The 24,788-nt window shown below is 65.6% G+C and carries 27 protein-coding genes; 22 read left to right on the forward strand and 5 right to left on the reverse strand.

Going from position 1 to position 24,788, the window contains the following annotated elements; genetic code table 11:
- The first annotated feature begins 127 nt into the window (after nt 1–127).
- The 8 genes from acpP (at nt 128) to NRG74_RS01245 (ending at nt 6,464) form a co-directional block, all read left to right on the forward strand.
- Nucleotides 128–364 carry an acyl carrier protein gene (gene acpP, locus NRG74_RS01210; protein ID WP_007160597.1) on the forward strand — a complete coding sequence of 79 codons (237 nt, stop codon included), beginning with the start codon at nt 128–130 and terminating at the stop codon, nt 362–364.
- A gap of 137 nt (nt 365–501) precedes the next feature.
- Nucleotides 502–1,746, forward strand: a complete 1,245-nt coding sequence (gene fabF / locus NRG74_RS01215; protein ID WP_026083937.1) for a beta-ketoacyl-ACP synthase II — start codon at nt 502–504, stop codon at nt 1,744–1,746.
- Nucleotides 1,746–2,558, forward strand: coding sequence for an aminodeoxychorismate lyase (gene pabC / locus NRG74_RS01220; RefSeq protein ID WP_257706546.1), 813 nt, complete (start codon nt 1,746–1,748; stop codon nt 2,556–2,558). The genes fabF and pabC overlap by 1 nt, the downstream gene beginning before the upstream one ends.
- A gap of 3 nt (nt 2,559–2,561) precedes the next feature.
- Nucleotides 2,562–3,620, forward strand: coding sequence for an endolytic transglycosylase MltG (gene mltG / locus NRG74_RS01225; RefSeq protein ID WP_064307435.1), 1,059 nt, complete (start codon nt 2,562–2,564; stop codon nt 3,618–3,620).
- Nucleotides 3,617–4,255, forward strand: coding sequence for a dTMP kinase (tmk, locus tag NRG74_RS01230; protein ID WP_017641884.1), 639 nt, complete (start codon nt 3,617–3,619; stop codon nt 4,253–4,255). Before mltG ends, tmk begins: the two co-directional genes overlap by 4 nt.
- Nucleotides 4,248–5,231 carry a DNA polymerase III subunit delta' gene (locus NRG74_RS01235; protein ID WP_017641885.1) on the forward strand — a complete coding sequence of 328 codons (984 nt, stop codon included), beginning with the start codon at nt 4,248–4,250 and terminating at the stop codon, nt 5,229–5,231. The genes tmk and NRG74_RS01235 overlap by 8 nt, the downstream gene beginning before the upstream one ends.
- A 39-nt stretch (nt 5,232–5,270) precedes the next feature.
- Nucleotides 5,271–5,627 carry a PilZ domain-containing protein gene (locus NRG74_RS01240; RefSeq protein ID WP_017641886.1) on the forward strand — a complete coding sequence of 119 codons (357 nt, stop codon included), beginning with the start codon at nt 5,271–5,273 and terminating at the stop codon, nt 5,625–5,627.
- A gap of 54 nt (nt 5,628–5,681) precedes the next feature.
- The gene (locus NRG74_RS01245; RefSeq protein WP_017641887.1) at nt 5,682–6,464 is read left to right on the forward strand and encodes a TatD family hydrolase; all 783 of its coding nucleotides are present in this window, start codon (nt 5,682–5,684) and stop codon (nt 6,462–6,464) included.
- A gap of 215 nt (nt 6,465–6,679) precedes the next feature.
- Here NRG74_RS01245 and NRG74_RS01250 read toward each other — a convergent pair whose 3' ends face one another.
- Nucleotides 6,680–7,810 carry an aminotransferase class V-fold PLP-dependent enzyme gene (locus NRG74_RS01250; RefSeq protein ID WP_017641888.1) on the reverse strand — a complete coding sequence of 377 codons (1,131 nt, stop codon included), beginning with the start codon at nt 7,808–7,810 and terminating at the stop codon, nt 6,680–6,682.
- Between the two features lie 171 nt (nt 7,811–7,981).
- Here NRG74_RS01250 and NRG74_RS01255 point away from each other — a divergent pair, with 171 nt between their 5' ends.
- The 4 genes from NRG74_RS01255 (at nt 7,982) to NRG74_RS01270 (ending at nt 10,931) form a co-directional block, all read left to right on the forward strand.
- Nucleotides 7,982–8,623, forward strand: a complete 642-nt coding sequence (locus tag NRG74_RS01255; protein WP_007160588.1) for a TetR/AcrR family transcriptional regulator — start codon at nt 7,982–7,984, stop codon at nt 8,621–8,623.
- Between the two features lie 65 nt (nt 8,624–8,688).
- Nucleotides 8,689–9,657: a GTP 3',8-cyclase MoaA gene (locus tag NRG74_RS01260; RefSeq protein WP_064307437.1), complete on the forward strand. Its 969-nt coding sequence runs from the start codon at nt 8,689–8,691 to the stop codon at nt 9,655–9,657.
- Between the two features lie 87 nt (nt 9,658–9,744).
- Entirely contained in the window at nt 9,745–10,359 is a 615-nt protein-coding gene (locus NRG74_RS01265; RefSeq protein ID WP_017641890.1) for a DUF4823 domain-containing protein, read from the forward strand.
- Nucleotides 10,360–10,370: 11 nt separating this feature from the next.
- Complete coding sequence (locus NRG74_RS01270) at nt 10,371–10,931, forward strand: DUF1285 domain-containing protein (protein ID WP_257705541.1); 561 nt, start codon at nt 10,371–10,373, stop codon at nt 10,929–10,931.
- Nucleotides 10,932–10,963: 32 nt separating this feature from the next.
- Here the strand turns inward: NRG74_RS01270 and NRG74_RS01275 are convergent, their stop codons facing one another.
- Entirely contained in the window at nt 10,964–12,613 is a 1,650-nt protein-coding gene (locus tag NRG74_RS01275; protein WP_017641892.1) for an electron transfer flavoprotein-ubiquinone oxidoreductase, read from the reverse strand.
- Between the two features lie 292 nt (nt 12,614–12,905).
- Between NRG74_RS01275 and NRG74_RS01280 the strand changes: the two genes are divergently transcribed.
- From NRG74_RS01280 to NRG74_RS01300, 5 genes are all read left to right on the forward strand, one after another.
- Nucleotides 12,906–13,658, forward strand: a complete 753-nt coding sequence (locus NRG74_RS01280; protein WP_017641893.1) for an electron transfer flavoprotein subunit beta/FixA family protein — start codon at nt 12,906–12,908, stop codon at nt 13,656–13,658.
- Nucleotides 13,658–14,587: an electron transfer flavoprotein subunit alpha/FixB family protein gene (locus tag NRG74_RS01285; RefSeq protein ID WP_017641894.1), complete on the forward strand. Its 930-nt coding sequence runs from the start codon at nt 13,658–13,660 to the stop codon at nt 14,585–14,587. Before NRG74_RS01280 ends, NRG74_RS01285 begins: the two co-directional genes overlap by 1 nt.
- Before the next feature lie 217 nt (nt 14,588–14,804).
- Nucleotides 14,805–16,238 (forward strand): PLP-dependent aminotransferase family protein, encoded by a 1,434-nt coding sequence (locus NRG74_RS01290; RefSeq protein ID WP_017641895.1) that lies wholly within the window; start codon nt 14,805–14,807, stop codon nt 16,236–16,238.
- Between the two features lie 105 nt (nt 16,239–16,343).
- Entirely contained in the window at nt 16,344–16,871 is a 528-nt protein-coding gene (locus tag NRG74_RS01295; RefSeq protein ID WP_160923362.1) for a hypothetical protein, read from the forward strand.
- Nucleotides 16,872–16,984: 113 nt separating this feature from the next.
- A complete protein-coding gene (locus tag NRG74_RS01300; protein ID WP_160923363.1) occupies nt 16,985–18,094 on the forward strand; it encodes a Gfo/Idh/MocA family protein in 1,110 nt (369 codons plus the stop codon).
- 60 nt (nt 18,095–18,154) lie between these two features.
- Here the strand turns inward: NRG74_RS01300 and NRG74_RS01305 are convergent, their stop codons facing one another.
- Complete coding sequence (locus NRG74_RS01305) at nt 18,155–18,322, reverse strand: DUF2897 family protein (RefSeq protein ID WP_007160578.1); 168 nt, start codon at nt 18,320–18,322, stop codon at nt 18,155–18,157.
- A 48-nt stretch (nt 18,323–18,370) separates the two neighbouring features.
- A complete protein-coding gene (locus NRG74_RS01310) occupies nt 18,371–18,826 on the reverse strand; it encodes a multidrug/biocide efflux PACE transporter (RefSeq protein ID WP_257705542.1) in 456 nt (151 codons plus the stop codon).
- Nucleotides 18,827–18,908: 82 nt separating this feature from the next.
- Here NRG74_RS01310 and NRG74_RS01315 point away from each other — a divergent pair, with 82 nt between their 5' ends.
- From NRG74_RS01315 to NRG74_RS01335, 5 genes are all read left to right on the forward strand, one after another.
- Nucleotides 18,909–19,784, forward strand: coding sequence for a LysR family transcriptional regulator (locus tag NRG74_RS01315; RefSeq protein ID WP_257705543.1), 876 nt, complete (start codon nt 18,909–18,911; stop codon nt 19,782–19,784).
- Nucleotides 19,785–19,874: 90 nt separating this feature from the next.
- Entirely contained in the window at nt 19,875–20,573 is a 699-nt protein-coding gene (pyrF, locus tag NRG74_RS01320) for an orotidine-5'-phosphate decarboxylase (protein WP_064307442.1), read from the forward strand.
- Between the two features lie 103 nt (nt 20,574–20,676).
- On the forward strand, nt 20,677–21,594 hold the full coding sequence (locus NRG74_RS01325) for an AAA family ATPase (RefSeq protein ID WP_026083939.1): 918 nt from the start codon (nt 20,677–20,679) through the stop codon (nt 21,592–21,594).
- The gene (locus NRG74_RS01330; RefSeq protein WP_257705544.1) at nt 21,564–22,547 is read left to right on the forward strand and encodes a DUF58 domain-containing protein; all 984 of its coding nucleotides are present in this window, start codon (nt 21,564–21,566) and stop codon (nt 22,545–22,547) included. The genes NRG74_RS01325 and NRG74_RS01330 overlap by 31 nt, the downstream gene beginning before the upstream one ends.
- The gene (locus tag NRG74_RS01335; protein WP_257705545.1) at nt 22,544–24,553 is read left to right on the forward strand and encodes a transglutaminase TgpA family protein; all 2,010 of its coding nucleotides are present in this window, start codon (nt 22,544–22,546) and stop codon (nt 24,551–24,553) included. The genes NRG74_RS01330 and NRG74_RS01335 overlap by 4 nt, the downstream gene beginning before the upstream one ends.
- On the opposite strand, the gene NRG74_RS01340 is transcribed toward NRG74_RS01335, so the two are convergent.
- Nucleotides 24,535–24,714 carry a hypothetical protein gene (locus tag NRG74_RS01340; RefSeq protein WP_257705546.1) on the reverse strand — a complete coding sequence of 60 codons (180 nt, stop codon included), beginning with the start codon at nt 24,712–24,714 and terminating at the stop codon, nt 24,535–24,537. The two genes, NRG74_RS01335 and NRG74_RS01340, sit on opposite strands and share 19 nt — an antisense overlap.
- Nucleotides 24,715–24,788 lie beyond the last annotated feature (74 nt).

Below are 24,788 nucleotides of genomic sequence, written 5' to 3' on the forward strand. Positions count from 1 at the left end.
ACTGTCGGACCAGCAATGGCCGTGCATACGTCTTGATGTCGCGTCAGCTTGAAATACGGAAATCCCTTTCTATACACTTACGCGCAATCCGTTGTGCGGATTTTTCCTTTAGGAGTGAGAACACGGTATGAGCACCATCGAAGAACGCGTTAAGAAGATCGTCGCTGAGCAGCTCGGCGTGAAGGAAGAGGAAGTTACCAACAGCGCTTCCTTCGTCGAGGATCTGGGCGCCGACTCCCTTGACACCGTCGAACTGGTGATGGCTCTGGAAGAGGAATTCGAGACCGAAATCCCGGACGAGCAGGCTGAGAAGATCACCACCGTCCAGGAAGCTATCGACTACATCGTTGCTCACCAGCAATAAGTAGTCGCCAGTTTCGGACACAAGAAGCCGCACGTCCTGTAGGGCGTGCGGCTTTTCTTTAGGTCCAAGGTCAAGATCGCTGGAATCGGCTTTTTTTAAGAGGGGTGGCCGCCCCGGAAGGACAAGAGGAGTTGGGTGTGTCGCGTAGACGTGTCGTGATCACGGGTATGGGCATGGTATCGCCGCTTGGCGCCGATGTGGCGAGCAGCTGGGAAGGCATCCTGGCCGGTCGCAGCGGTATCGCGCCGATCGAGCATATGGACGTCTCTGCCTTCAGCACGCGGATCGGCGGATCGGTCAAGGGATTCGACGTGGAACAGTACCTGTCCGCGAAGGAAGCCCGCAAGCTGGATCTGTTCATCCAATACGGTCTCGCTGCCAGCTTCCAGGCCATGCGTGACAGCGGTATCGAGGTCAACGATGGCAATCGCGAGCGCATGGGTGTCGCCATGGGTTCCGGCATCGGCGGACTGACCAATATCGAGGCGAATTGCCAGTCGCTGCTCGCCCAGGGTCCACGCCGTATTTCCCCCTTTTTCGTCCCGGGCTCCATCATCAACATGGTGTCCGGTTTCCTGTCGATCCATCTGGGTCTGCAGGGTCCCAACTATGCCATCGCCACCGCCTGCACCACGGCGACGCATTGCATCGGCATGGCGGCGCGCAACATCGCCTACGACGAGGCCGATGTCATGGTCGCCGGCGGTTCGGAGATGGCGACCTCAGGTCTGGGTCTGGGTGGCTTCGGCGCGGCGCGTGCCCTGTCGACCCGCAACGACGATCCGACCCGCGCCAGCCGGCCCTGGGATCGCGACCGTGATGGCTTCGTGCTGTCCGATGGCGCCGGTGCCCTGGTGCTGGAAGAGTACGAGCACGCCAAGGCGCGGGGCGCCCGCATCTATGCCGAGCTGATTGGTTTCGGCATGAGCGCGGACGCCTTCCACATGACCGCACCGCCGGAAGACGGCGCGGGTGCCGCGCGCTGCATGAGAGCGACCCTCAAGGACGCCGGCATCGCGCCGGAAGCGGTCGACTACGTCAACGCCCATGGCACCTCCACGCCAGCCGGCGACCTGGCTGAGGTGGCTGCCTTGAAGCAGGTGTTCGGTGAGCAGGCCAAGCGTCTGAGCGTGAGTTCCACCAAGTCCATGACCGGTCACCTGCTGGGTGCCGCGGGTGCGGTGGAGGCCATCTTCACGGTACTCGCCCTGCGCGATCAGGTGGCGCCGCCCACCATCAACCTGGACCATCCCAGCGACGGCTGCGATCTGGACTTCGTGCCCCACGAGGCGCGGCAGCGGCCCATCGAAGTGGCCCTGTCCAATTCGTTCGGCTTTGGTGGCACCAACGGTAGTCTGGTGTTCCGGCGCTTCGACGCTTGATCCAGGACTGGCTCAATGGCCAACCGCTGGATCCCGGCCTGCAACGCGACCGGGGTCTGGCCTATGGCGATGGGCTGTTCGAGACCATCGCGGTACGCCGGGGCCAGCCACGTCTGTTGGACCGTCACCTGCAGCGGCTGGCCACGGGTTGCCAGCGGCTGCGTATTCCCGGCGACATCGCGCAGCTGGACGCCGAGATCCGCGCCTATGCGACGCTGCTGGGAGAGGGCGTCGCCAAGCTGCTGCTCACCCGTGGTGATGGCCTGCGCGGTTATGCCCCGCCGGCCGAGCCCGAGGTGCGACGGCTGTTGCTGGGCTCCCCGGCACCGGCCTATCCGGCAGTCCAGGCCACCGAGGGCATCGCCCTCTATCCATGCACCACACGCCTGGCACACCAGCCGCTGCTGGCCGGACTCAAGCACCTGAATCGACTCGAACAGGTGCTGGCGCGTGGGGAGTGGAGTAGCACCGAGTATGCCGAAGGCCTGATGCTGGCTCAGGACGGCAGGCCGATCGAAGGGGTATTCAGCAATCTGTTCCTGGTTCGCGCGGGGCGGCTGCTGACCCCCGCGCTCGATGATTGTGGCGTGGCCGGCGTGATGCGTGGCCTGCTGCTCGACATCGCCGCCGCGGAGGGCATCCCGACCGAGGTGCTATCGCTGTCGCTGGATGACCTGCTCGGTGCCGACGAAGTTTTCCTCTGCAACAGCCAATATGGTATCTGGCCCGTGCGCCGGTACGCAGCCGCGAACTGGTCCGTGGGACCGGTGACCCGTAAACTGCAAGGTTCGATAAACGAGATTCTGGAATAGCCGATGCGCAAGGCGAGAGCTCTGCTTACGGCGCTGCTGGCCACTGGCGGCCTGCTGCTGGTCCTGGCCGGTTGGCGCCAGCACCAGGCGCTGATTCAGCCGCTGAAGGTCGACGGCGAGCAACTGATCGAGATCCCCAAGGGGGCGACCCCAGGCGGCAGTCTGCTGCGCCTGGAAGAGCAGGGGGTGCTCGACGGCGCCTTCTGGCTACGCCTGTACTGGCGCTTCAATCTGGCCGGGCAGACGCTGCATAGCGGTGAATACCGCCTGACCCCAGGCATGACCGTGGAGCAGCTGTTCGGCCTCTGGCGCAAGGGCGAGGTGGTGCAGTACGGCCTCACCCTGGTGGAAGGCTGGAATTTCCGGCAGGTGCGCGCTGCCCTGGCGCGGCAGCCCAAGCTCGAACACGATACCGCCGAGCTGGACGATGCCGCCCTGATGAAACGCCTGGGGCTGGAGGGCCAGCATCCCGAGGGGCGCTTCTTTCCCGATACCTATCGCTATGTGAAGGGCCAGCGCGAGTCGGATCTGTTGCGCCAGGCCAATCAGCGCCTGCAGGCGGTGCTCGACCAGGAATGGCAGGCGCGCGATCCCGCAGTGCCCTACAAGGACGCCTACCAGGCCCTGATCATGGCGTCGCTGGTAGAGAAGGAGACCGGCGTGCCCGAGGAGCGCGACGAGATCGCCGGCGTCTTCGTCCGGCGCCTGGCGGCCGGCATGCTGCTGCAGACCGATCCCACGGTGATCTACGGCATGGGCGAGCGCTACAACGGCCGGATCACCCGCGCCGATCTGCGCGAGCCCTCGCCCTACAACACCTATCTCAACGCGGGATTGCCGCCGACGCCGATCGCCATGCCGGGACGCGAAGCCATCCATGCGGCGCTGCATCCCAAGGATGGCGACAGCCTGTATTTCGTCGCCCGTGGCGATGGCAGCCATGTCTTTTCCAAGGACCTGGAGGCGCACAATCAGGCGGTCCGCGACTTCCAGCTCAAGCGGCGCTCCGACTATCGCTCCAGTCCCGCTCCGCAGACGCCCGAAACCAAGGAAACCCCATGACGGCAAACGGCCTGTTCATCACCCTCGAAGGCCCCGAGGGCGCGGGCAAGAGCACCAACCGCGACTATCTCGCCGAACTCCTCGGCGCCAGTGGGCGTGAAGTGGTGCTGACCCGCGAGCCGGGTGGCACGCCGCTGGCCGAGCGCATCCGCGAGATCCTGCTGGCGCCGGCCGCCGAGCCCATGGCTGTGGATACCGAATTGCTGCTGATGTTCGCCGCCCGTGCCCAGCATCTGGCCCAGGTCGTCCGGCCCGCCCTGGCGCGGGGTGCCCTGGTACTCTGCGATCGCTTCGTCGATGCGACCTATGCCTACCAGGGCGGCGGTCGCGGTGTCCCCGTGGAGCGCATCGCCACGCTGGAAGCCTTCGTGCTGGGCGATCTGCAACCCGACCTGACCCTGGTATTCGATCTGCCGGTGGAGATCGGCCTGGCCCGGGCGGCCCGCCGTGGTGCCCTGGACAGATTCGAGCAGGAGCAGCGCGCCTTTTTCGAAGCGGTGCGCCAGACCTATCTGGACCGCGCCCAGGCCGTGCCAGCGCGTTATCGCCTGATCGATGCCTCGCGCAGCCTGGCCGAGGTACAGGCGGAGCTGCGCGCCCTGGTCGCCACCCTGGAGCCGACGTCAGGTGGCTGACGTCTATCCCTGGCAGCAGGCGCTCTGGGCGCGGATCTCGTCCCGGCGGCAGCATGCTCATGCCTATCTCCTGCATGGTCCCCGCGGCATCGGCAAGCGCGACCTGGCCGAGCGCTTGGCCGCGTTGCTGCTCTGCCAGGCGCCCCAGGGCGATGCCGCCTGCGGCCAGTGCAAGGCGTGCTCGCTCCTGAGGGCAGGTACGCACCCCGATTATTGTGTGATCCAGCCGGAAGAGGCCGAGAAGCCCATCCGTGTCGATCAGATCCGCGGCCTGGTGGACTTCGTCTCCCAGACCGCCCAGTTGGGTGGGCGCAAGCTGATCCTGCTGGAGCCGGTCGAGGCGATGAACCTCAATGCCGCCAATGCCCTGCTCAAAAGTCTGGAAGAGCCCTCGGGCGCTACCGTGCTGCTGCTGGTGAGCCACCAGCCGAGTCGTCTGCTGCCCACCGTGCGCAGCCGCTGTGTGCAGCAGGCCTGTCCGGTGCCCTCGCGCGCCGAGAGTCTCACCTGGCTGGGCGAATGCTTGCCTGACCTGGACGCGGAAATCCGCACCCAGTTGCTGGTGCTGGCCGGCGGCTCGCCGCTGGCAGCCCTGCGTCTGCATGGCGAGGACGTGCTCGCCCGCCGGGCCCTGGTGGTGGAAGGAGTGAAGCGCCTGCTCAAGCGCCAGGCAGCACCCAGTCAACTGGCCGAGAGCTGGAACGCCGTACCCCTGCCGCTGCTGCTCGACTGGTTCTGCGAATGGACCCATGGCGTGCTGCGTCAGCAGTGGGGTGGCGCCGATGCCGAAGCCGCGCCGGACATGGCCAAGGTGCTGGGTTACCTGGCTGAGAAGAGCGTGCCGCACGAGGTGCTGGCCCTGCAGGAATGGCTGCATGCCGAGCGGCAGAAGGTGCTGGGCAAAGCCAACCTCAACCGCGTATTGTTGCTGGAATCGCTGTTGATCCGCTGGGCCGGCCTGGTGCCCGGACGCTAGCGATCCGCGCGTTCGTCTTGCCTGTCTCGAGAGAATCTCATGAGTTTGCCGCAGAACCTGGGCCCCCGTAATGGCATCCTGTCCCTCACCATCAAGGACAAGTCGGTGCTCTATGCCGCCTACATGCCCTTCATCCGCAACGGTGGCCTGTTCATTCCCACGGGCAAGACCTACAAGTTGGGTGACGAGGTCTTCATGCTGCTCAACCTGATGGACGAGCCGGACAAGATTCCGGTTGCCGGCAAGGTGGTTTGGATCACCCCCAAGGGCGCCCAGGGCAATAGAGCCGCCGGAGTCGGCGTGCAGTTCAACGAAGGCGACAATACCGCGCGCAACAAGATCGAAACCTATCTGGCCGGCTCGCTGAAGTCGGACCGTCCCACCCATACCATGTGAGACTGTCGCCGTCCCGCTCGGGGCGGGGCCTCTCCTGATTCAAGGCTATTTCTCGTGCACTTCGTCGACTCCCACTGTCACCTGGATCGACTCGATCTTTCCCTTCATGACGGCTCCCTGGATGCAGCGCTGGATGCTGCGCGCGCTCGGGGCGTCAGCCAGTTCCTCTGCATCGGCGTCGATGCCGGCAACGCGCCCACGGTGCAGGCCCTGGCCGAACGCTATGCCGATGTCCACTGCGCGGTGGGCATTCACCCGCTGGATGCCGCCCAGGGCAGCGCCATCGATCTCGACTGGCTGCTGGAGCGGCTGGCCCATCCGCGCGTCGCCGCCATCGGCGAGACCGGCCTCGACTATCACTACCAGCCCGACACCGCCGAGATCCAGCAGCAGTCCTTCGCCCTGCACCTCGAAGCGGCCCGCCGCACGGCGCTGCCCCTGGTGATCCATACCCGGGAAGCGCGCGCCGACACCCTGGCGATGCTGGGCGCCGCCGACCTGCCGGGCGCCGGGGTGCTGCACTGCTTCACCGAGGACTGGGCAACGGCCAAGGCCGCTCTGGACCTGGGCTTCTACATCTCCTTTTCCGGCATCCTGACCTTTCGCAATGCCGCCGAGCTGCGCGACGTCGCGCGCCAGGTGCCGGCCGATCGCCTGCTGGTGGAAACCGATTCGCCCTATCTGGCCCCGGTACCTCACCGCGGCAAGGCCAATCTGCCGCAATTCGTGGTCGAGGTCGCTCAATGTCTGGCCGACGTGCGAGGGGTGAGCTTGGCAACCCTTGCCGAGCAGACCACCGCCAACTTCCGCCGGCTGTTTCCCCGCGCTGCCCTCTAGGCAAAAAAATGGCCCGGGTATCCTGGGATACCCGGGCCGGACCAGCGGATCGCCAAGACAGAGAACCGCCTCCCTGGCCCGCGCCGCGGGGGTCGACGCGGCCAGTCACTTGAGTATTGGCCAGCGCGGGGAAAGGTCCAGTCGGGATTGGACGTTTTTTAAACAGTTTTGGAATAGCGCTGCCCCAACACTGGCTATCCCGTGCCTTTCGACCATTAGAAGCGCGCCAGCGCCCCCACCAGATCCAGGGTCTGCTCCAGCACGTGCTCGCTGGTATAGAAGTGCGGCGATAGGCGAATGCCCGGACCTCGCTGGGCGCAGACCACGTCGGCGGTCTTGAGGCGTTCGAACAGTTGGCGGTTGTCCCAGCCTTCGAGCGAGAAGGTGAGGATGCCTGAGCGGCGCTCGGCATTGACCGGCGAATGCAGGATCGCGCCGGGCAGGCGACGGATATGGCTGTCGAGCAGCTCGATCCGCGCCAGCAAGTCCTTACCGACCTGCTCCATGCCGGCATCTTCCAGCAGTGACAGACTCGCCTCCAGGGCCACGGCACCCAGCATGTTGGGGCTGCCGCACTCGAAGCGCATCGCCGTCTTGGCCGGTTGCCATTCGCGCTGGCTGTAGTCGCCGGCGTTGTCCAGCATGTGCCAGCCGTATTCGTGCAGTTTCAATTGCTCGCGCAGATCGGCGCGGCAATAGAAGACCCCCAGGCCTTCCGGGCCAAGCATCCACTTGTGGCCATCGGCCATGGCGAAGGCGCAGTTGCAGGCCTGGGCATCGAAGGGCAGGGCGCCCAGTTGCTGGATGGCATCGACGCACAGCAGCACGCCCTTGGCGTCGCAGCCCTGGCCCAACTGAGGCAGATCCAGCCGCAGGCCACTGGCGTACTGCACGGCGCTGATGGCCATGAGTCGGGTGCGCGGACCACAGGCGGCCAGCAGATTGGCTTCGGGGGTGTCACCCAGGTTGACTTCCACCACCTCGACGCCAAAACGCGCCAAGGCTTCCCAGACCACCCGATTGGAGGGGAACTCCTCGTCGCTGATCACCACCTGGTCGCCACTCTGCCAGTCCAGGCCAAAGGCCACGAAGGAGAGGGCCTCGGAGGTGTTCTTCACCAGGGCGATGTCGCTGCTGGACGGCGCATTGAGCAGGCGGGTCAGGCGATCGCGCAGGCGCTGCTCCAGGACCAGCCAGGTCGGATAGTTGCGCGCACCATACTGGCAGTTCTCGGCGGCGAATTCGGTGACGGCCTGCGCGGCGCGCTTGGGCCACGGGGCCACGGCCGCGTGGTTGAGGTATCTCATGGCGTAGGCCTGAGGGAATTCGTGCTTCCAGGAAGACATTGACTCGATCCGTACAATCTGGGTGTGATGGGGCATAATAAGGGGCGCGCCCGCGCGGTTCACCGATGCTTTCGGTGGAGCTCGCCCAAGGTGTGACGAAGTGCCGGTATGCCGAGGGGCAACTGGCGATTCGAAGGCCCTATCCCTTTTCAAAACAACAAGTGGGCTGCCATGCAGAAAGAATCCCGCAAAGTCCGCGAGTTCCGTCGCCGCGAACAGGAAATCCTCGATACCGCTCTGCAATTGTTTCTCTCCGAAGGAGAAGACAGCGTTACCGTCGAGATGATCGCCGAGGCGGTCGGTATCGGCAAAGGCACCATCTACAAGCACTTCAATTCCAAGGCCGAGATCTATCTGCGCCTGATGCTGGATTACGAGCGGGACCTGGCCGAGCTGTTCCAGTCGGACAACGTCGCCCGGGATCGCGAAGCGCTCTCCCGCGCCTATTTCGAATTCCGCATGAGCGATCCGCAGCGCTATCGCCTGTTCGATCGACTCGAGGAAAAGGTGGTCAAGACGCGTCAGGTGCCCGAACTGGTCGAGCAGCTGCACAGCATCCGCACCTCCAATTTCCAGCGGCTGACCAGCCTGATCGAAGGTCGGATCGACGAAGGCAAGCTCGAGGACGTCCCGCCCTATTTCCATTACTGCGCCGCCTGGGCGCTGGTGCACGGGGCCGTGGCCCTTTACCATTCGCCGTTCTGGCGCGACGTGCTGGAGGATCAGGAAGGTTTCTTCCAGTTCCTCATGGAGATCGGCGTGCGCATGGGCAACCGGCGCAAGCGCGACGTCGAAACGCCTGTCCGATCCTAGGGTCCGATAGAGGCAAGGGATGCCGCGTCATCCCTTTTCTCTTGTTCTAGTGGAGTACCCCCAAGATGATCGTCGACCGCCAGGGTAGGGCGTTTCGCAACTTGCGGATCAGCCTCACGGCGGCCTGCAACTATGCCTGTACGTACTGCGTGCCCAATGGCAAGCGGCTCGTGGCGGCGCAGGACGAACTCAGTGCCGAGACCATGGCCCGGGGCGTGGAATACCTCATCGATGCCGCCGGCATCGAACGGCTGCGCATCACCGGGGGGGAACCCCTGGTCACGCCGCGGCTGGAGCCCTTTCTCGCCCGTGTCTCCCAGCTCGGTCTCAAGGACATAAGCCTGACCACCAACGGTCAGCTGCTGCCACGCAAGCTGGATTTCCTCATCGATCACGGCATCCGGCGCCTCAACGTCTCGCTCGATACCCTCGACGCCGAGGCCTTTCCTCGTCTGGCGCGCGGTGGTGACCTGGCCACGGTGCTGGCCGGACTGGAAGCGGCGCGGGCCGCCGGTCTCAAGATCAAGCTCAACATGGTGCCCCTGCGCGGCCAGAATCTCGACCAGGTGCTGCCGCTGCTGGACTACTGCCTGGAGCGGGGTTTCGAGCTGAGATTCATCGAGCTGATGCGCATGGGGCACCTGGCCAAGAATCCCGCGACCTTCAACAACCAGCTGGTACCCCTGGCCGAATTGCTGGAGATCATAGGTTCGCGCCATGCCTATGTGCAGGCCGATGCCCCGGTGGATTCCACGGCGCTGCGCTATCGCGTCGAGTCGGGCGGCCACTTCGGCGTTATCGCCAACGAAAGCGTGCCCTTCTGCCGGACCTGCTCGCGGCTGCGCCTGTCGTCCACCGGCTGGCTGCATGGCTGCCTGTCGTCAAGCAACCGCCACTATGTCGGCGATCTGCTGGACAAGCCGCGTCATCTGGCCCTGCCGGCGTTGCAGCGGTTGCTGGTCAAGGCCTTGGGCGACAAGCAGGATGTGGCCTTCTCGGGCGGCGTGACCGTCATGAAGATCATCGGCGGCTGATTCACCCGTTGCGCCTGGAGCTGGCGCGAAAGCTGCTAAGGCCCCTGTATCGACGACAACTTGGCGCCGGACAGGGGTCTGCTTTTCATGGTCAAACTGCGTTTTCTCTTCATTTCCGTGCTGCTGGCCTGCCTGGGTGGCTGCATGAACGTCAGCGACATGGCGTCCGGTGTCGAGTACCACCTGCGCGACGCGGGGCTGCTCGACTACAGCAAGACCCAGCGGCTGAACAACTTTCGCTTGCAGGCCGACTCCTATATCTACATAGCCCAGGGCGCCTTCGTACCCATCGGCCATCCTTATGCTCGACCCAACGTGGTAGCCGAAGAGGCCTTCAAGGGCTTCGTGGAGTTTTTCCCGCGGGTAAGGCGCGCGGACAAGCCCGAGGGCTTCGATGAAGCCATGGCCAAGGCCCGGCAACTGGGCGCCCACTATGTGCTCTATACCCGCTTCGCCGGCGCAGACGATCGCATTGGCACCTGGGAGGAGTGGGAAGATCAGGACGATATCGGGCGGGTCGGTCGCGATCGCAGCGTCGTGCAGATGATGCTGGTGGAGGTCGCCACCTTTCGCCTTGTGGACACCGCGCGGATCCGTAGTCGTGGCGGTTTCCTGACGTTCTACGACGAGCGCCCGGAAGACCTGCTCGGACCAGCGCTCAATCAATACGCCCAACGCCTGCTAGGGTTGGGCAGTCGCTAGAGGAAAAAGACGTGAGCCAGGCCGATGTGACGCGCAACCTGTTGGCGCAACTGCCGACGGGCGAAGAGGGCAGTCTGCCGCCCGTGGACCTCTGGCATCCGCCCTTCTGTGGCGACATCGACATGCGCATCGCCCGTGATGGGACCTGGTACCACCAGGGTACGCCCATCACTCGCCCGGCCATGGTGCGCCTGTTCTCTACCATCCTGCGTCGCGATCCCGAGCGCTATGTACTGGTGACGCCCGTGGAATGCGTGGGCATCCAGGTGGAAGACGTGCCCTTCCTGGTCGTGGACGTCGAGTGGAGTGGCAGTGGCAAGGCGCAGGCCCTGGATCTGGTCACCAACGTGGGCGACAGGGTCGCCGTCGCTGCCGAGCATCCGCTGCGCTTCGAAGAACAGGATGACCAGCCGGCACCCTATGTACGGGTGCGTGGCGGGCTGGACGCGCGGCTCAATCGGGCGGTGTTCTATCGGCTGATGGAGAGGGTCGAGGAGGGCACCCACGAGGGCCGGGCCTGGCTCGGCCTCTGGAGTCGCGGCAGCTTCTTTCCCGTCGCGCCCGTTGAATAGAGAAAGGGCCCCGAAGGGCCCTTTTTTTACGCTTACATGTTGGGGTAGTTGGGACCACCGCTGCCTTCCGGCGCCACCCAGGTGATGTTCTGCGCCGGATCCTTGATGTCGCAGGTCTTGCAGTGGACGCAGTTCTGGGCATTGATCTGGAAGCGCGGCTCGCCGCCATCGCGGACCACCTCGTAGACCCCGGCCGGGCAATAGCGCTGCGCCGGTTCGTCGTACAACGGCAGATTCTGCGCGATGGGAATCGACGGGTCCTTGAGCTTCAGGTGAACCGGCTGGTCTTCCTCGTGGTTGGTGTTGGAGAGGAACACCGAGGACAGCTTGTCGAAGCTCAGCTTGCCATCCGGCTTGGGATAGCTGATGCGTTGCGCCTCGTCGGCCTTCTTCAGGCAGGTGTGGTCCATGCGTCGGTCGTGCAGGGTGAAGGGCAGGGCGCCACCCAGCAGGTTGTGCTCGACGAAGGCGAAGGCCGGGCCCAGCAGCGGACCGAACTTGTGCATGGCCGGACCGAAGTTGCGGCTGGCATGGAGTTCTTCCTGCACCCAGCTGCCCTTGAAGCCATCCACGTAACCCTGGAGTTCGTCACCCTCGCGACCGGCTGCCAGGGCGGCGACTATGGCGTCGGCGGCGAGCATGCCGGACTTCATGGCGGTGTGGCTGCCCTTGATCTTGGCCGGGTTGAGGGTGCCCAGGTCGCAACCGATCAGGGCGCCACCGGGAAAGACCATCTTCGGCAGGGAATTCAGGCCACCCTTGACCAGGGCACGGGCGCCATAGGAGACGCGCTTGCCGCCTTCCAGGTACTGGGCCACCACCGGGTGGTGCTTGTAGCGCTGGAATTCGTCGTAGGGCGAGAGGTGCGGATTGCTGTAGGCCAGGTCGACGATCAGACCAACCACCACCTGGTTGTCTTCCAGGTGATAGAGGAAGGAACCACCCGGATTCTCCTTGTCCAGCGGCCAGCCGGAGGTATGGATCACCAGGCCCTGCTCGTGCTTGGCCGGATCGATCTCCCACAGCTCCTTGATGCCGATGCCGTAGTGCTGCGGATCGGCACCTTCGCCAAGCTTGAATTTCTGGCCCAGCTGCTTGCCCAGATGGCCACGGCAGCCTTCGGCGAACAGGGTGTACTTGCCGCGCAGCTCCATGCCGGGGGTGTAGACCCCCTCCTTGGGCTGGCCTTCGCGATCCACGCCCAGGTCGCCGGTGATGATGCCGCGCACCACGCCCTGCTCATCGATCAGCGGCTCCTGGGCGGCGAAGCCCGGATAGATCTCCACGCCCAGGGCTTCGGCCTGCTGGCCGAGCCAGCGGCACAGGTTGCCCAGGGAAATGATGTAGTTGCCCTCGTTGTGCATGGGCTTGGGCACGAAGAAATTCGGCACCTTGGTCGCCTGACGATCATCCTTGAGCAGGTAGATGTCGTCGCGTTTGACCGGGGTGTTCAGGGGCGCGCCGAGTTCCTTCCAGTTGGGAAAGAGCTCGTCCAGGGCGCGGGGTTCGAAGACCGCACCGGAGAGAATGTGGGCACCGACCTCGGAGCCTTTCTCGACCACGCACACACTGATTTCCTGGCCGTTTTCGGCGGCCTGCTGCTTGAGGCGACAGGCCGCGGACAGGCCCGCGGGGCCGGCCCCGACGATCACCACGTCGAATTCCATGTATTCGCGTTCCACGGCTTACTCTCCTCAGGCAAAACTCACGATCTGGTTATTTATGTAGGGGTGCAACAAAAGACTTCATTATATCCGGCGTGCTCCCTGGCACCCATTCAAACGTTTGTTTAAATTTTCTGCAAGCCTGTTAGACTCGGGAGTTACCAGCCCCTGACGGACTGTCGCGTTGACCCCTGCTGCCGTGGAGGTCAACATAAGAAGAATTTGCAACAAGCTTGGAGCGGCAGGGGTCGTGTCCAACGCAAGGTCGCCTTGGCGTCCTGTTTATTCACCAGAATAAATCGAGGGATTCATGAAGGTTCTCGTAGCTGTCAAACGCGTGGTGGACTACAACGTCAAGGTCCGCGTCAAGGCCGACCAGACCGGTGTCGACCTGGCCAACGTCAAGATGTCCATGAACCCCTTCTGCGAGATCGCCGTGGAAGAAGCGGTGCGCCTGAAGGAAAAGGGTATCGCCAGCGAGATCGTGGTGGTGACCGCAGGTCCCGCCCAGGCGCAGGAACAGCTGCGTACCGCTCTGGCACTGGGCGCCGATCGCGCCGTGCTGATCGACACCGGTACCGCCGAGCTGTCGTCGCTCACCACGGCCAAGCTGCTCAAGGCGGTGGTCGACAAGGAACAGCCCCAGCTGGTGATCCTTGGCAAGCAGGCCATCGACAGTGACAACAACCAAACTGGCCAGATGCTGGCGGCCCTCACCGGCTTCGCCCAGGGCACCTTCGCCTCCAAGGTGGAGCAGGCCGGTGATGGCCTCAACGTGACCCGCGAAATCGATGGCGGTCTGCAGACGGTATCGCTCAAGCTGCCGGCGGTGGTGACCACCGATCTGCGCCTGAACGAGCCACGCTACGCCTCGCTGCCCAACATCATGAAGGCCAAGAAGAAGCCGCTGGAAACCCTGACCCCGGACGCCCTGGGCGTGGCGGTGAACGCCTCCTACGAGGTGGTCAAGGTGGAAGCCCCGGCCGGTCGCCAGGCAGGCATCAAGGTCAAGTCCGTGGCCGAACTGGTCGAAAAACTCAAGAACGAAGCGAAGGTGATCTGATGGCCATTCTCGTCATTGCCGACCACGACAACGCCAGCCTCTTCGGCGCCACCCTGAATACCGTGGCCGCGGCCCAGGCCATCGGCGGCGATATCCATGTACTGGTCGCCGGCCAGAATGCCGAGCCGGTCGCCGAGGCCGCCGCCAAGATCGCTGGCGTCAGCAAGGTGCTGCTGGCCGACAACGCCGCCTATGCCCATCAGCTGCCGGAAAACGTCGCGCCGCTGGTGGTCGAGCTGGCCGCCAACTATAGCCACGTGCTGGCCGCCGCCAGCACCAATGGCAAGAACTTCCTGCCGCGCGTGGCCGCGCTGCTGGACGTCGACCAGATCTCCGAGATCATCGCCGTCGAATCCGCCGACACCTTCAAGCGGCCGATCTATGCCGGTAACGCCATCGCCACCGTGCGCTCCACGGCCCCGGTCAAGGTGATCACCGTGCGCGCCACCGGTTTCGACCCGGTCGCCGCCGAAGGTGGTTCCGCCGCCATCGAAGCCGTGAGCCTGGTCAAGGACGCTGGTGTTTCCAGCTTCGTCGGCGAAGAGCTGGCCAAGTCCGATCGTCCCGAGCTGGGCGCCGCCAAGGTGGTGGTCTCCGGTGGCCGCGGTCTGCAGAACGGCGACAACTTCAAGATCCTCTACGCCCTGGCCGACAAGCTGGGCGCGGCGGTAGGTGCCTCGCGCGCCGCGGTGGACGCCGGCTTCGTGCCCAACGACATGCAGGTCGGCCAGACCGGCAAGATCGTCGCGCCCCAGCTGTACATCGCCGTCGGCATCTCCGGTGCCATCCAGCACCTGGCGGGCATGAAAGACTCCAAGGTGATCGTCGCCATCAACAAGGACGAGGAGGCGCCGATCTTCCAGGTGGCCGACTATGGCCTGGTAGGCGATCTGTTCGAACTGATCCCGGAGCTGGAAAAGGCCATCTAAGGTTTTTCGCCAGCCAAGAGCCCGCCCTTTGGCGGGCTTTTTCACGGGCGCGGCAAGCCTCTCGGCAGAGCCCTTGGCGTCAAGGAGGGGTGCGCCGGTTCCTTGTCGTTTTTGGACATTGCCGCCCCGGGAAGGGAAGCGGTAAGGTCGAGGCTAGCTGTACCGGTATACCTCCAGAATAGCCTGCTACTGTTCCGTTCTCGTCCAGGAAGACGCCATGACCAACCTGTTGCTCTATCAGCGCATCGCCCAGCAATTGGCGAACGATATCCGCACGGGGGTCTACAAGCCCGGCGAGCGGGTGCCGTCGGTGCGCAAGCTGAGTCAGCAGCTGGGCGTGAGCCATGCCAGTGTCCTGCAGGCCTATGCCACCCTGGAAGACCAGGGCCTGATCCGTGCCCGACCGCAGTCGGGATTCTATGTGCACCAGACTCCGGCGCTGACCGCGCCGACGCCGGATATCGCCACGGTGGAGCGACCGAGCCTGGTGACCCGCGCCGGCATCATCAGCCAGGTCCTCGCCGAATCCCGGCGCGAAGGGGTGGTGCCCCTGGGCATGGCCGTGCCCCAGACCGATTACCTGCCGCTGCGGGCGCTGCACCAGCAACTGTCCAAGGTCACCCGCTTCCAGGCCCGTGCGGCTTTCTCCTATCTGCACAGTCCGGGCTTCGAGCCCCTGCGCCGTCAGGTGGCGATCCGTCTGCGCGATGCCGGGGTGGTGGTGGGGCCGGAGGAGGTGGTGATCACGCATGGCTGCGTGGATGCCCTGCAGATGTCGCTGCGGGTGCTGACCAAGCCGGGCGATCTGATCGCCACCGAGTCACCGTCCTACTATGGCCTGTTGCAACTGGCCGAGGTGCTCGGTCTCAAGGTGATCGAGATCCCCTGCGACCCCGAGACCGGGCTCAGCGTCGAGGCGCTGCAACTGGCGGCCAGCCAATGGCCGGTCAAGGCCCTGGTAGTCACCGCGCGCCTGAGCAATCCCCTGGGTGGCAGCATGCCCGAGGCACGGCAGAAGCAGCTGCTCAGGCTGGCGGCCGAGCGCAACATCGCCATCGTCGAGGACGACATCTACGGCGAACTGACCTATGAGAGCGGCTCCAAGGCGCTCAAGGCTCTCGACAAGCAGGGGCGCGTCATCTACTGCTCGAGCTTTTCCAAGACCCTCTCACCCGGGGTGCGCATCGGTTGGGTGGTGGCCGGACCCTATCAGGAAGACATCTGCCGGCTGCAGACCTTTACCACCCATTCCGCTTGCAGCGTGACCCAGATGGGCGTCTCGGCCTATCTGGAGAACGGTGGCTATGATCGCCACCTACGCGCCATTCGCCAGGAATACCGGCGCAACATGACCGCCTTCCAGCTGGCGATCCAGGAGCACTTCCCGGAGGGTACCCAGATGAGTCGGCCCAAGGGTGGCTTCATCCTTTGGGTCAGCCTGCCGATGCGGGTGGATACCCGCCTGCTGCACCAGCGGGCGCTGGATCAGGGGGTGAGCATCGCCCCGGGCATGATCTTCAGCAACACCGACCAATTCAACCACTGCATCCGCCTCAATTGCGGGCTGCCCTGGGGGCGTGATGCCCAGCGGGCGCTGATGACCCTCGGACTGCTCGCCCGTCAGCTCTGCCAGGAAACCCTGGCCGCCTAGCGGCGCCCTCGGAACCCGCTGCCGGCCAGGAAGGTCGGTTGTAGTGACTGACTCCTATCGCGTCTGCCGCTCCGGTCCAGGCGCGATGCCTTGAGTGGTGGGCCCATGCGTGAATACCTGGCGATGATGGCGCTGGCAGTGCCCCTGCTGCTGGTGGGTTGCGACAATGATTCGCCGCCAGCGACGGCCAAGACCTCCTCCGCACCAACGCCTGCGCCGATGGCCCAGTCGCCGGTGAGCAAAGCGCCACCCGCCACTGCCGCCGATCTGCGCGCGTATCGGCTGGATCCGCTCCCGGCCAAGGCCTTGGTGCTGCCTGCGCCGCCGCCGAAAAAGCGGGACCTGGCCAAGAACAGTCAACTCAAGAAACCTGCCGTGCCCAAGGCCACGCCGACGCCGGCCCATCCGCTCGACCTCAGCGTACCCAGTGAGGCCGATACGCCTCAGGCCTTGAGGTCGCATCCCGGGGCTGCCAAACGTGCTGAAAACAGCGTGGCCGAAGCAGGTCTGCTGCCGCAGCTGTTTCGCAAGGAGGACGACCCTGGTCGTTTCGAACTGGGCGGTCGAGTGATCAGCCGGGATCGCAGCGACGATTTCGAAGGCGCGGAAGTCGAGTTGCGCTTTCGCCGCTAATCCGATGAGGGCGGCCTGCCGTTGTTGAACAGCGGTCCGGAACTTACTCGCCACGACGCTTGCCGACAGTTCAGGTGGCGGACACAACGTCCGCCTGGATTCGGGAGCGTTCCATGCCCAGTGCGACAGGCAAGATTCGTTATGCGGTGGTAGGCGGTGGCTGGATTTCCCAGGGCGCCTTCATGCCTGGGGTCGGCCAGACCGGCAATTCCGAGATGACCGCCCTGGTCACCGGCGATCCCATCAAGGCGCGGGACCTGGCCGCCAAGTACGGCCTCAAGAGCTACAGCTACGAAGAATTCCCGGCGCTGCTGTCATCCGGCGAGATCGATGCCATTTACTTGGCCACGCCCAATTTCCGCCATCTGGAATTCGCCGTACCGGCGCTGGACGCCGGCATTCACGTCCTGCTGGAAAAGCCCATGGCGATCAGCGAGGAAGAATGCCAGGCGATCAATGCCGCGGCAGAACGCTCCGGAGCCAAGCTGATGATCGCCTACCGCCTGCACTGTGAGCCGGGCACGGTGGAGATGATTGAGCGGGTACGTAATGGCGAGATCGGCGATCCGCGCCTGTTCACCTCGACTTTCACCCAGCCGGTCGACACGGCCAATCATCGCGCCCAGAGTGGCTTCTGGGCCGGTCCCGTCACCGACATGGGGCCCTATCCGCTCAATGCCGTGCGAGCGCTCTTCGCTGACGAACCCATTGAGGTCAGTGCGGTAGGGGTACGGACGCCCGGGCGAGACGTCACCACCTGGGATGCCGTGACCGTGACCCTGCGCTTTCCCGAAGAGCGGCTGGCGAGCTTTACCGTCAGCTTCAGCGGCCCCAACACCGAGCGTTTCCAGCTGGTCGGTCGCAAGGGCGAGATCGAGGCCTCGCCGTGCTTTGGCTTCGGGGAGGGCGTCGCCATTGGCTACCGCCTGACCGTGGAGGGCGAAACCCAGGAGCACAAGGCGCCGGTAGTGGATCACTTCGGCGGCGAGACGGCCTATTTCTCCGATTGCATCCTGCAGGATCGGCAGCCGGAAATGGACGGGGAGGAGGGCTGGCGCGACGTGCGCGTGCTGGCGGCCATCGAGCGCGCCCTGGAAAGCGGTCAGCCGCAACGCCTGGACCCGCTACCCAAACGCCAGGGACCGACCCGTGAGCAGGTACGCAGCCTGCCGCTGGCGCAGGTGCCAGAGTACGTCAACACCAAGGCGCCGTTGGAATCCTGACGAAGCAAGGCCCTGCGGCACGCTGGTGCGGCAGGGCCTTGTCTGGGAGCCAGGGTGCGCTTAGCGGTCCTGGGCCTCCTTGGCATCCATCTCGGCATTGCGCTGCCGGATCTTGGTTTTCTGTTCGTCGGTCAAGGGCACCTTGCGGGCCGTGTCCTTGAGCATGAGCAGGCTGCCGACCACCGAGCCGATGGCGACCAGCAGGATCAACCAGGCATACCAGGGCATCTTTCTTCTCCTTGAGTGGCTGTAAGGCTTCGACCACGGGAGAGCTTATCAGTGCGCCCGGCAAGTCGTGTTCGTACGCTTCAGCCAGGCGGCATAACCCAGGTCGTAGAGCCAGTTGAACGCCAGGGTATAGGGCAGGAAGAACAGGATCAGTCCCAGGTCTAGCAGCAGGGCTTGCCACAGGCTGATGGACAGCCACCAGGCGGCCAGTGGCACCAGCACCAGGATCAAGCCACCTTCGAAGCCGAGGGCGTGCAGCAGCCGTACACCCAGGCCACGGATGAAGCCCAGGCGCTGTTGCAGCCGATCGAAGCCCAGATTGAACACCAGGTTCCAGAGCATGGCGATGGCGGAAAAGGCTGCGGTGAGCAGGCCCATGTGCCCCAGAGACCGATCCAGTAGCCAGGCCAGGGTTGGTGTGGCAAGCAGTACCGCGATTCCCTCGAACAGCAGGGCGTGCAGGATGCGGGCGCTGACGGGACGCTGGGTGAGCGGGCTGGACATGAGATGCCTCCACGATGGACAGGCCTTCAGTCTCATCGGTTAAGCTAGGGAGATCAAAATGGTATCCATAGGCTGAGCCGATATGTATCCCAATGCCGACGCCCTGGAGGCCTTCGTCGAGGCCGCTGCGGCAGGCTCCTTCAGTGCGGCAGCGCGAGTGCTGGGCAAGCGCCAGTCCAGTATCAGCGAGAGCATTGCCCGGCTGGAAGACGAACTGGGTGTGCTGCTGTTCGATCGCCAGGGCCGCTATCCCCAGCTCACGGCGGCCGGCGAGCAACTGCTCGACCAGGCCCGCGCCGTGCTGTCGGCTCACGATCGCCTGGCCAATCGCGCCACCCAGCTGGCGGCCGGGGTGGAGCCACGCCTGACCCTGGTGATCTCCGATACCTATCAGCCCACCCGGTATGAGGCGCTGCTGACGGAGCTGGACCAGCGCTATCCGGATCTCGAATTCGAATGCCTGATCGCCGAGGACGCCGATGTGCTCAACCTGGTGCAGGGGCGAGCGGACTTGGGCCTGCTGGCGGGTCAGCCACCCTATCCGGCGGATATCGAAGCGGCGACCCTGGATGGCCTGGTGACCTTTGGCCTCTATGTCGCTGCCGATCATCCGCTGGCCGCGCTGGAGCGGGTCACACCGGCTGACCTGGCACCCTACCGGTTGCTCCGTCTGAGCACCGTGACCGAGGCCTCCCAGCAGGTCAGCCGTCTGCCGGATACCCGTGGCCGCTGCTGGTCGGCCCCGGACTATCTGCTGCTGCTGGACATGGCGGTGCAGGGCTTCGGCTGGGCCGAGCTGCCGCTGTGGCTGGTGACGACCTTCGGCCAGGGCCGCCTGGTGGAGCTGGCCGTGCCGGGCTGGCCGCAACGGGTGGCGGTGGACGTGGTCTGGTCGCGGCGGCGGCCGCTGGGTCCGGCGGGCAACTGGCTGCGCGAGCGATTGCTCAAGCCGAGTTGAAGGAGGGGAGCGCATGCAGACAGCGGCCAAGTGCCGGCGCGGCGCTTTTCTGCGAAAATGCCGGCCTTTGCCGTTTTGCCGAGAGCTCCCATGTCCGCCTGCCCGTCTCCCATCATCGTCGCCCTGGATTTCCCTTCGTCGTCCGCTGCCCTGGCGCTGGCCGACCGCCTCGACCCCGCCAGCTGCCGGGTCAAGGTCGGCAAGGAGCTGTTCACCGCCAGCGCCGCCGGGGTGGTGGAAGCCCTGCGCACGCGTGGCTTCGAAGTCTTCCTCGACCTGAAATTCCACGACATCCCCAATACCACCGCCATGGCGGTCAAGGCCGCGGCGGAAATGGGCGTCTGGATGGTCAATGTCCACTGCTCGGGTGGCCTGCGCATGATGACCGCCTGTCGCGAGACCCTGGAGGCCTTCCAGGGCCCCAAGCCGCTGCTGATCGGTGTCACCGTGCTGACCAGCATGGAGCGTGAGGACCTGGCCGACATCGGCCTGGACGTGGATCCCCAGGAGCAGGTCTTGCGCCTGGCCGGCCTCGCCGCCCGCGCGGGAATGGACGGCCTGGTGTGCTCGGCCCAGGAGGCCTCGGCGCTCAAGGCCGCGCAACCGGCGCTGCAACTGGTCACTCCCGGCATCCGCCCGGCCGGCAGCGCCCTGGACGACCAGCGCCGCATCCTGACTCCACGCGAGGCGCTGGACGCCGGCTCCGACTACCTGGTGATCGGTCGACCCATCGCCCGTGCCGCCGATCCGGCGCGCGCCGTGGAAGACATCCTCGCCACCCTGAAATAAGCGGTAAACCTCCAGGGCAGCGGTCGCCAGCAAAAGGTGCTGCTATTCTCGTTCTGCAGGCCGACGCCTTCTCGCGTCGGCGCAAGGCGAGAGACCTCAGGGTATGCACGATAGGTTGAACGCCTGTCTCAAGGCGGTAGACGGCGTTTTGTTGGGCAAGGAAACCCAGGTCAGGCTGGCGCTGGCCTGCCTGCTGGCACGGGGGCACCTGCTGATCGAAGACCTGCCCGGCATGGGCAAGACCACCCTCAGCCATGCCCTGGCCAAGGTGTTGGGGCTGTCCTTCCAGCGTATCCAGTTCACCTCGGATCTCTTGCCCGGCGATATCCTCGGCACCTCGGTGTTCGATCGCGACAGCGGCCAGTTCGTCTTCCATCCCGGGCCGGTGTTCGCCGAGTTGCTGCTGGCCGACGAGATCAATCGCGCCACGCCCAAGAGCCAGAGCGCACTGCTGGAAGCCATGGAAGAGGGGCAGGTGACCATCGAGGGCGCCACCCGGCCCTTGCCCGATCCCTTCTTCGTCATCGCCACCCAGAATCCGGTCTCCCAGGGCGGCACCTTCGCCCTGCCGGAATCCCAGCTCGATCGCTTCCTGATGCGGCTGTCGCTCGGCTATCCCGGCCGCGCCGCGGAACGGGCGCTGCTGCTCGGCGGCTCCGGACGCGACCAGCTGCCGCGGCTGGAGCCCCTGCTGGATCACGCCCAGCTGCGGCTGATCCAGGCCGAGGTGCCGCGCATCCATGCCAGCGAGGCGGTGGTGGACTATGTACTGCGCCTGGTGGAAGCCACCCGCACCCAGACCTCCTTCGCCCTCGGCCTGTCGCCCCGCGGCAGCCTGGCGCTGCTGGCCGCGGCGCGGGCTTGGGCGCTGCTGGCGGGCCGTGACCATGTGCTGCCCGAGGATGTCCAGACGGTGCTGCCAGCGGTGGCCGGGCATCGCCTGCGCGACATCGCCGATCCCGCCGGGCACGGTGGCGGCGCCCTGGTGCAATGGCTGCTGCGCGAAGTCCCGGCGCTGTGACCGGCGGCGCCTGGCAGCGCTATCGAGACGGCTGGCTGGCCCGACGGATTCCCCCGGCCACGCGCATCACCCTCGATCAGCGGCGCATCTTCATTCTGCCCACCCGCCAGGGCGGCGCCTTCGCCATCGCCCTACTGCTGATGCTGCTGGCCGGCATCAACTACCAGAACAGCCTGGCCTATGGCCTGACCTTCCTGCTGTTTTCCCTGGCGCTGGTGGCCATGTTGCACACCTATCGCAACCTGGCCGGCCTGCAACTGGCCAGTGGCGGCGCCAGCCCGGTGTTCGCCGGAGAGGCCGCCGGCTTTCGCCTGCGCCTGGAGAGCGATCGCCGCGCGCACCAGGGCATCGCCCTGGGCTGGCGCAACGAGCCGCTGGTGCTCAGCGACGTACCAGCGGGGGAGAGCGTCGCCCTGCAGGTCTTTCATCCGGCGCCGAGCCGTGGCTGGCTGAGGCCCGGGCGACTGCGGGTGGAGAGCCGTTTCCCCCTTGGCCTGTTCGTCGCCTGGAGCTGGTTGGACCTGGACGTACGCGCCCTGGTCTACCCGCAGCCACTGGCGACCACGACACCGCTGCGCAGTGGCCAGGCTGCCGGAAGCGAAGAGGGCCAGCGCCAGACGGGGCAGGGCGCCGACGACTTCCAGGGGCTGCGGCCCTATCAGCCGGGCGATTCGCGTCGGCGGCTGGACTGGAAGGCCTTTTCCCGAGGCCAGGGCCTGCTGGTCAAGGACTTCACCGCCCTGGCCGGTAGCGAACTCTGGCTGGATTTCAGCGTGCTCGATGGCGACACCGAGACGCGACTGTCCTGGCTGTGCCAGGCGGTGCTCGATTACAGCGCCCGCCAGCTGCGCTTCGGCCTGAGGGTGCCCGGGGTAGAGCTGCCGCCGGCTGGCGGTGAAAGCCATCGCGACGCGGCGCTGCAGGCCCTGGCCCTGTTCGGGAGGCCGGCATGAGTGGCGCCGTGCCGCAACCCATTCCGCGCATCGCCCTGATCTGGCTGCTGGTGGCCCAGGCCCTGGTGATCCTGCCGCACCTTACCCATCTGCCGCCCTGGGTCGGGCTGCTCTGGGCCTTTTGCGCCGGCTGGCGGGTGCTGCTGTTTCGCATGAGGGTGCGGGCGCCGACGCGGATCGAAAAGGGCGGCCTGCTGCTTTTGACCATGGGCGGCATCTGGCTGTCGCGCGGCTCCTTCATCGGCCTGGACGCCGGCGCCGTGCTGCTGCTGGTGACCTTCGCCCTCAAGCTGATCGAGATGCACAGTCGCCGCGATGCCCTGGTGGTGATCTACCTGGGTTTCTTTTCCGTAGTGATCGCCTACCTGTTCGAGGACGGCCTGCTCGCCGCGCTCTACAGCCTACTGCCGGTGACCGCCCTGGTGGCGGCGTTGATCGGGTTGCAGCAGAGCATCCTGGCCAGCCGCCCGCTGGCGACCCTCAGGGTCGCCGGCACGCTGCTGCTGCAGGCGGTGCCGCTGATGCTGCTGCTGTTCCTGGTGTTTCCCCGTATCGGTCCGCTGTGGTCGCTGCCGCAACCGGGCGACCAGGCGCGCACCGGGCTGGGCGACAGCATGGCGCCCGGGGAGATCGCCCAGCTGTCGCAGTCCGCCGAGCGGGTGTTCAGGGTGAGCTTCGACGGCGAGCGGCCGGCGCAGCGCGACCTCTACTGGCGCGCCACCACCTACGAGCGCTTCGACGGCGCGCGCTGGTCGGTCGACCCCGACACGGCCTGGAGTCCGGAGCCGGCCTGGACGCCCGTTGGACCCCGGCTGGACTATCAGGTGGTGATGGAGCCGAGCGGTCGACCCTGGCTCTATGGCCTGGACGTGGCGCGCAGCGATCAGCGTGACGTGCGCTTGGCCAGCGACTTCCATCTGCAGCGCCGCCGTCCGGTGGACCAGGCGTTGCTTTATCGGGTATCCAGTTGGCCACAGGCGACCCGCGAGGCGGAGCGGCTGTCCGCGTCCAGCCAGCGCCGAGCGCTGCAGCTGCCCAGCGGCGGCGAGCCGCGCACCCGCGCCTGGGTGACCGGGCTCAAGGCGCGTGCGCCGACCCCTGAATCCCTGGCCCAGGCGATCCTGGCCTACTTCCGCCAGCAGCCCTTCGTCTACACCCTGCAGCCGCCCACGGCCAGCGTCGATGCCATCGACGCCTTTCTCTTCGATAACCGTCGCGGTTTCTGCGCCCACTATGCCGGCGCCATGACCTTCGCCTTGCGGGTGGCGGGAATCCCGGCGCGGGTGGTGGCGGGCTACCAAGGTGGCGAATTCAATGCCGCGGGTGGCTATCTGCTGGTGCAGCAATTCGATGCCCATGCTTGGGTGGAGTACTGGCTGCCGGGGCGGGGCTGGATCAGCGTCGATCCTACTGCCCAGGTGGCGCCCGAGCGGGTCGAGCGCGGCTTGCAGGAGGCTCTGGCGGCCCAGGGCGCGGCCAGTGAATTCCTCGCGGACAACCCCTTCGCCGCCAATCGCTATCGCGACTTGGCCTGGCTCAATGAGCTGCGTCTGGGCTGGGACCGGATCAACTACGGCTGGCAGCGGTGGGTGCTCAACTACCAGGAGGATACCCAGGGCGAATTGCTCAAGCGGTTGCTCGGCGAGGGCTCATTGCAACGGCTGGGGCTGGTCCTGGCGCTGCTAGTATTGGGCGTGCTCGGGGTAATGACGCTGCTGGTGCTCAAGCCCTGGCAGCGGACCCGGGATCCCTTGCTGGCACGCTTCGCCCAGTTCGAACGCCTGCTGGCACGCCAGGGGGTGACGCGCGAAAGCGGCGAAACGGCCGGCCGCTTCGCCGGGCGCGCCATGGCAGAACTGCCAGCGGCACGCGCGGCGATCCTAGCCTTTGCCCAGGAATTCCAGGCGCAGCGCTATGCCGGTCGGCCGCAGGACACGGCGGCTCTGACCGGGGCGCTGAAGCGATTGAAACGCCAGCTGCGTGGCCGTCAGGCGCGCAGCGACTGAGGCACGGGAAGGGTGTCAGGCGCTTGCAGGGCGAAGGCTACCAGGCAGACGACGGCCGCCAGGATCAGCGGTTGAGGGTGTGCGCTGCCCAGCGCCTGGGCAATGCAGCCCAGGCCCAGCAACAACAGCACGGCGGAAGTGAGGGTGGTGACCGAGCGCATGACGGTTCTCCGAAAACGTGCGGGCATCTTGCCGCCTGTCGGGCAACCGTGCGAATGCGCTCTCGCTATGGAGG

This window comes from Pseudomonas oryzihabitans (assembly GCF_024652905.1).
GTDB lineage: Bacteria > Pseudomonadota > Gammaproteobacteria > Pseudomonadales > Pseudomonadaceae > Chryseomonas > Chryseomonas benzopyrenica.

Excerpts from the sequence above, each read along its gene's own strand:
- acpP (WP_007160597.1), top strand. The coding sequence starts at position 128 with ATGAGCACCATCGAAGAACGCGTTAAGAAGATCGTCGCTGAGCAGCTC.
- mltG (WP_064307435.1), top strand. The coding sequence starts at position 2,562 with ATGCGCAAGGCGAGAGCTCTGCTTACGGCGCTGCTGGCCACTGGCGGC.
- tmk (WP_017641884.1), top strand. The coding sequence starts at position 3,617 with ATGACGGCAAACGGCCTGTTCATCACCCTCGAAGGCCCCGAGGGCGCG.
- NRG74_RS01240 (WP_017641886.1), top strand. The coding sequence starts at position 5,271 with ATGAGTTTGCCGCAGAACCTGGGCCCCCGTAATGGCATCCTGTCCCTC.
- NRG74_RS01250 (WP_017641888.1), bottom strand. The coding sequence starts at position 7,810 with ATGTCTTCCTGGAAGCACGAATTCCCTCAGGCCTACGCCATGAGATAC.
- NRG74_RS01255 (WP_007160588.1), top strand. The coding sequence starts at position 7,982 with ATGCAGAAAGAATCCCGCAAAGTCCGCGAGTTCCGTCGCCGCGAACAG.
- NRG74_RS01260 (WP_064307437.1), top strand. The coding sequence starts at position 8,689 with ATGATCGTCGACCGCCAGGGTAGGGCGTTTCGCAACTTGCGGATCAGC.
- NRG74_RS01265 (WP_017641890.1), top strand. The coding sequence starts at position 9,745 with ATGGTCAAACTGCGTTTTCTCTTCATTTCCGTGCTGCTGGCCTGCCTG.
- NRG74_RS01280 (WP_017641893.1), top strand. The coding sequence starts at position 12,906 with ATGAAGGTTCTCGTAGCTGTCAAACGCGTGGTGGACTACAACGTCAAG.
- NRG74_RS01285 (WP_017641894.1), top strand. The coding sequence starts at position 13,658 with ATGGCCATTCTCGTCATTGCCGACCACGACAACGCCAGCCTCTTCGGC.
- NRG74_RS01290 (WP_017641895.1), top strand. The coding sequence starts at position 14,805 with ATGACCAACCTGTTGCTCTATCAGCGCATCGCCCAGCAATTGGCGAAC.
- NRG74_RS01295 (WP_160923362.1), top strand. The coding sequence starts at position 16,344 with ATGCGTGAATACCTGGCGATGATGGCGCTGGCAGTGCCCCTGCTGCTG.
- NRG74_RS01300 (WP_160923363.1), top strand. The coding sequence starts at position 16,985 with ATGCCCAGTGCGACAGGCAAGATTCGTTATGCGGTGGTAGGCGGTGGC.
- NRG74_RS01305 (WP_007160578.1), bottom strand. The coding sequence starts at position 18,322 with ATGCCCTGGTATGCCTGGTTGATCCTGCTGGTCGCCATCGGCTCGGTG.
- NRG74_RS01310 (WP_257705542.1), bottom strand. The coding sequence starts at position 18,826 with ATGTCCAGCCCGCTCACCCAGCGTCCCGTCAGCGCCCGCATCCTGCAC.
- NRG74_RS01315 (WP_257705543.1), top strand. The coding sequence starts at position 18,909 with ATGTATCCCAATGCCGACGCCCTGGAGGCCTTCGTCGAGGCCGCTGCG.
- pyrF (WP_064307442.1), top strand. The coding sequence starts at position 19,875 with ATGTCCGCCTGCCCGTCTCCCATCATCGTCGCCCTGGATTTCCCTTCG.
- NRG74_RS01325 (WP_026083939.1), top strand. The coding sequence starts at position 20,677 with ATGCACGATAGGTTGAACGCCTGTCTCAAGGCGGTAGACGGCGTTTTG.
- NRG74_RS01330 (WP_257705544.1), top strand. The coding sequence starts at position 21,564 with ATGGCTGCTGCGCGAAGTCCCGGCGCTGTGACCGGCGGCGCCTGGCAG.
- NRG74_RS01335 (WP_257705545.1), top strand. The coding sequence starts at position 22,544 with ATGAGTGGCGCCGTGCCGCAACCCATTCCGCGCATCGCCCTGATCTGG.
- NRG74_RS01340 (WP_257705546.1), bottom strand. The coding sequence starts at position 24,714 with ATGCGCTCGGTCACCACCCTCACTTCCGCCGTGCTGTTGTTGCTGGGC.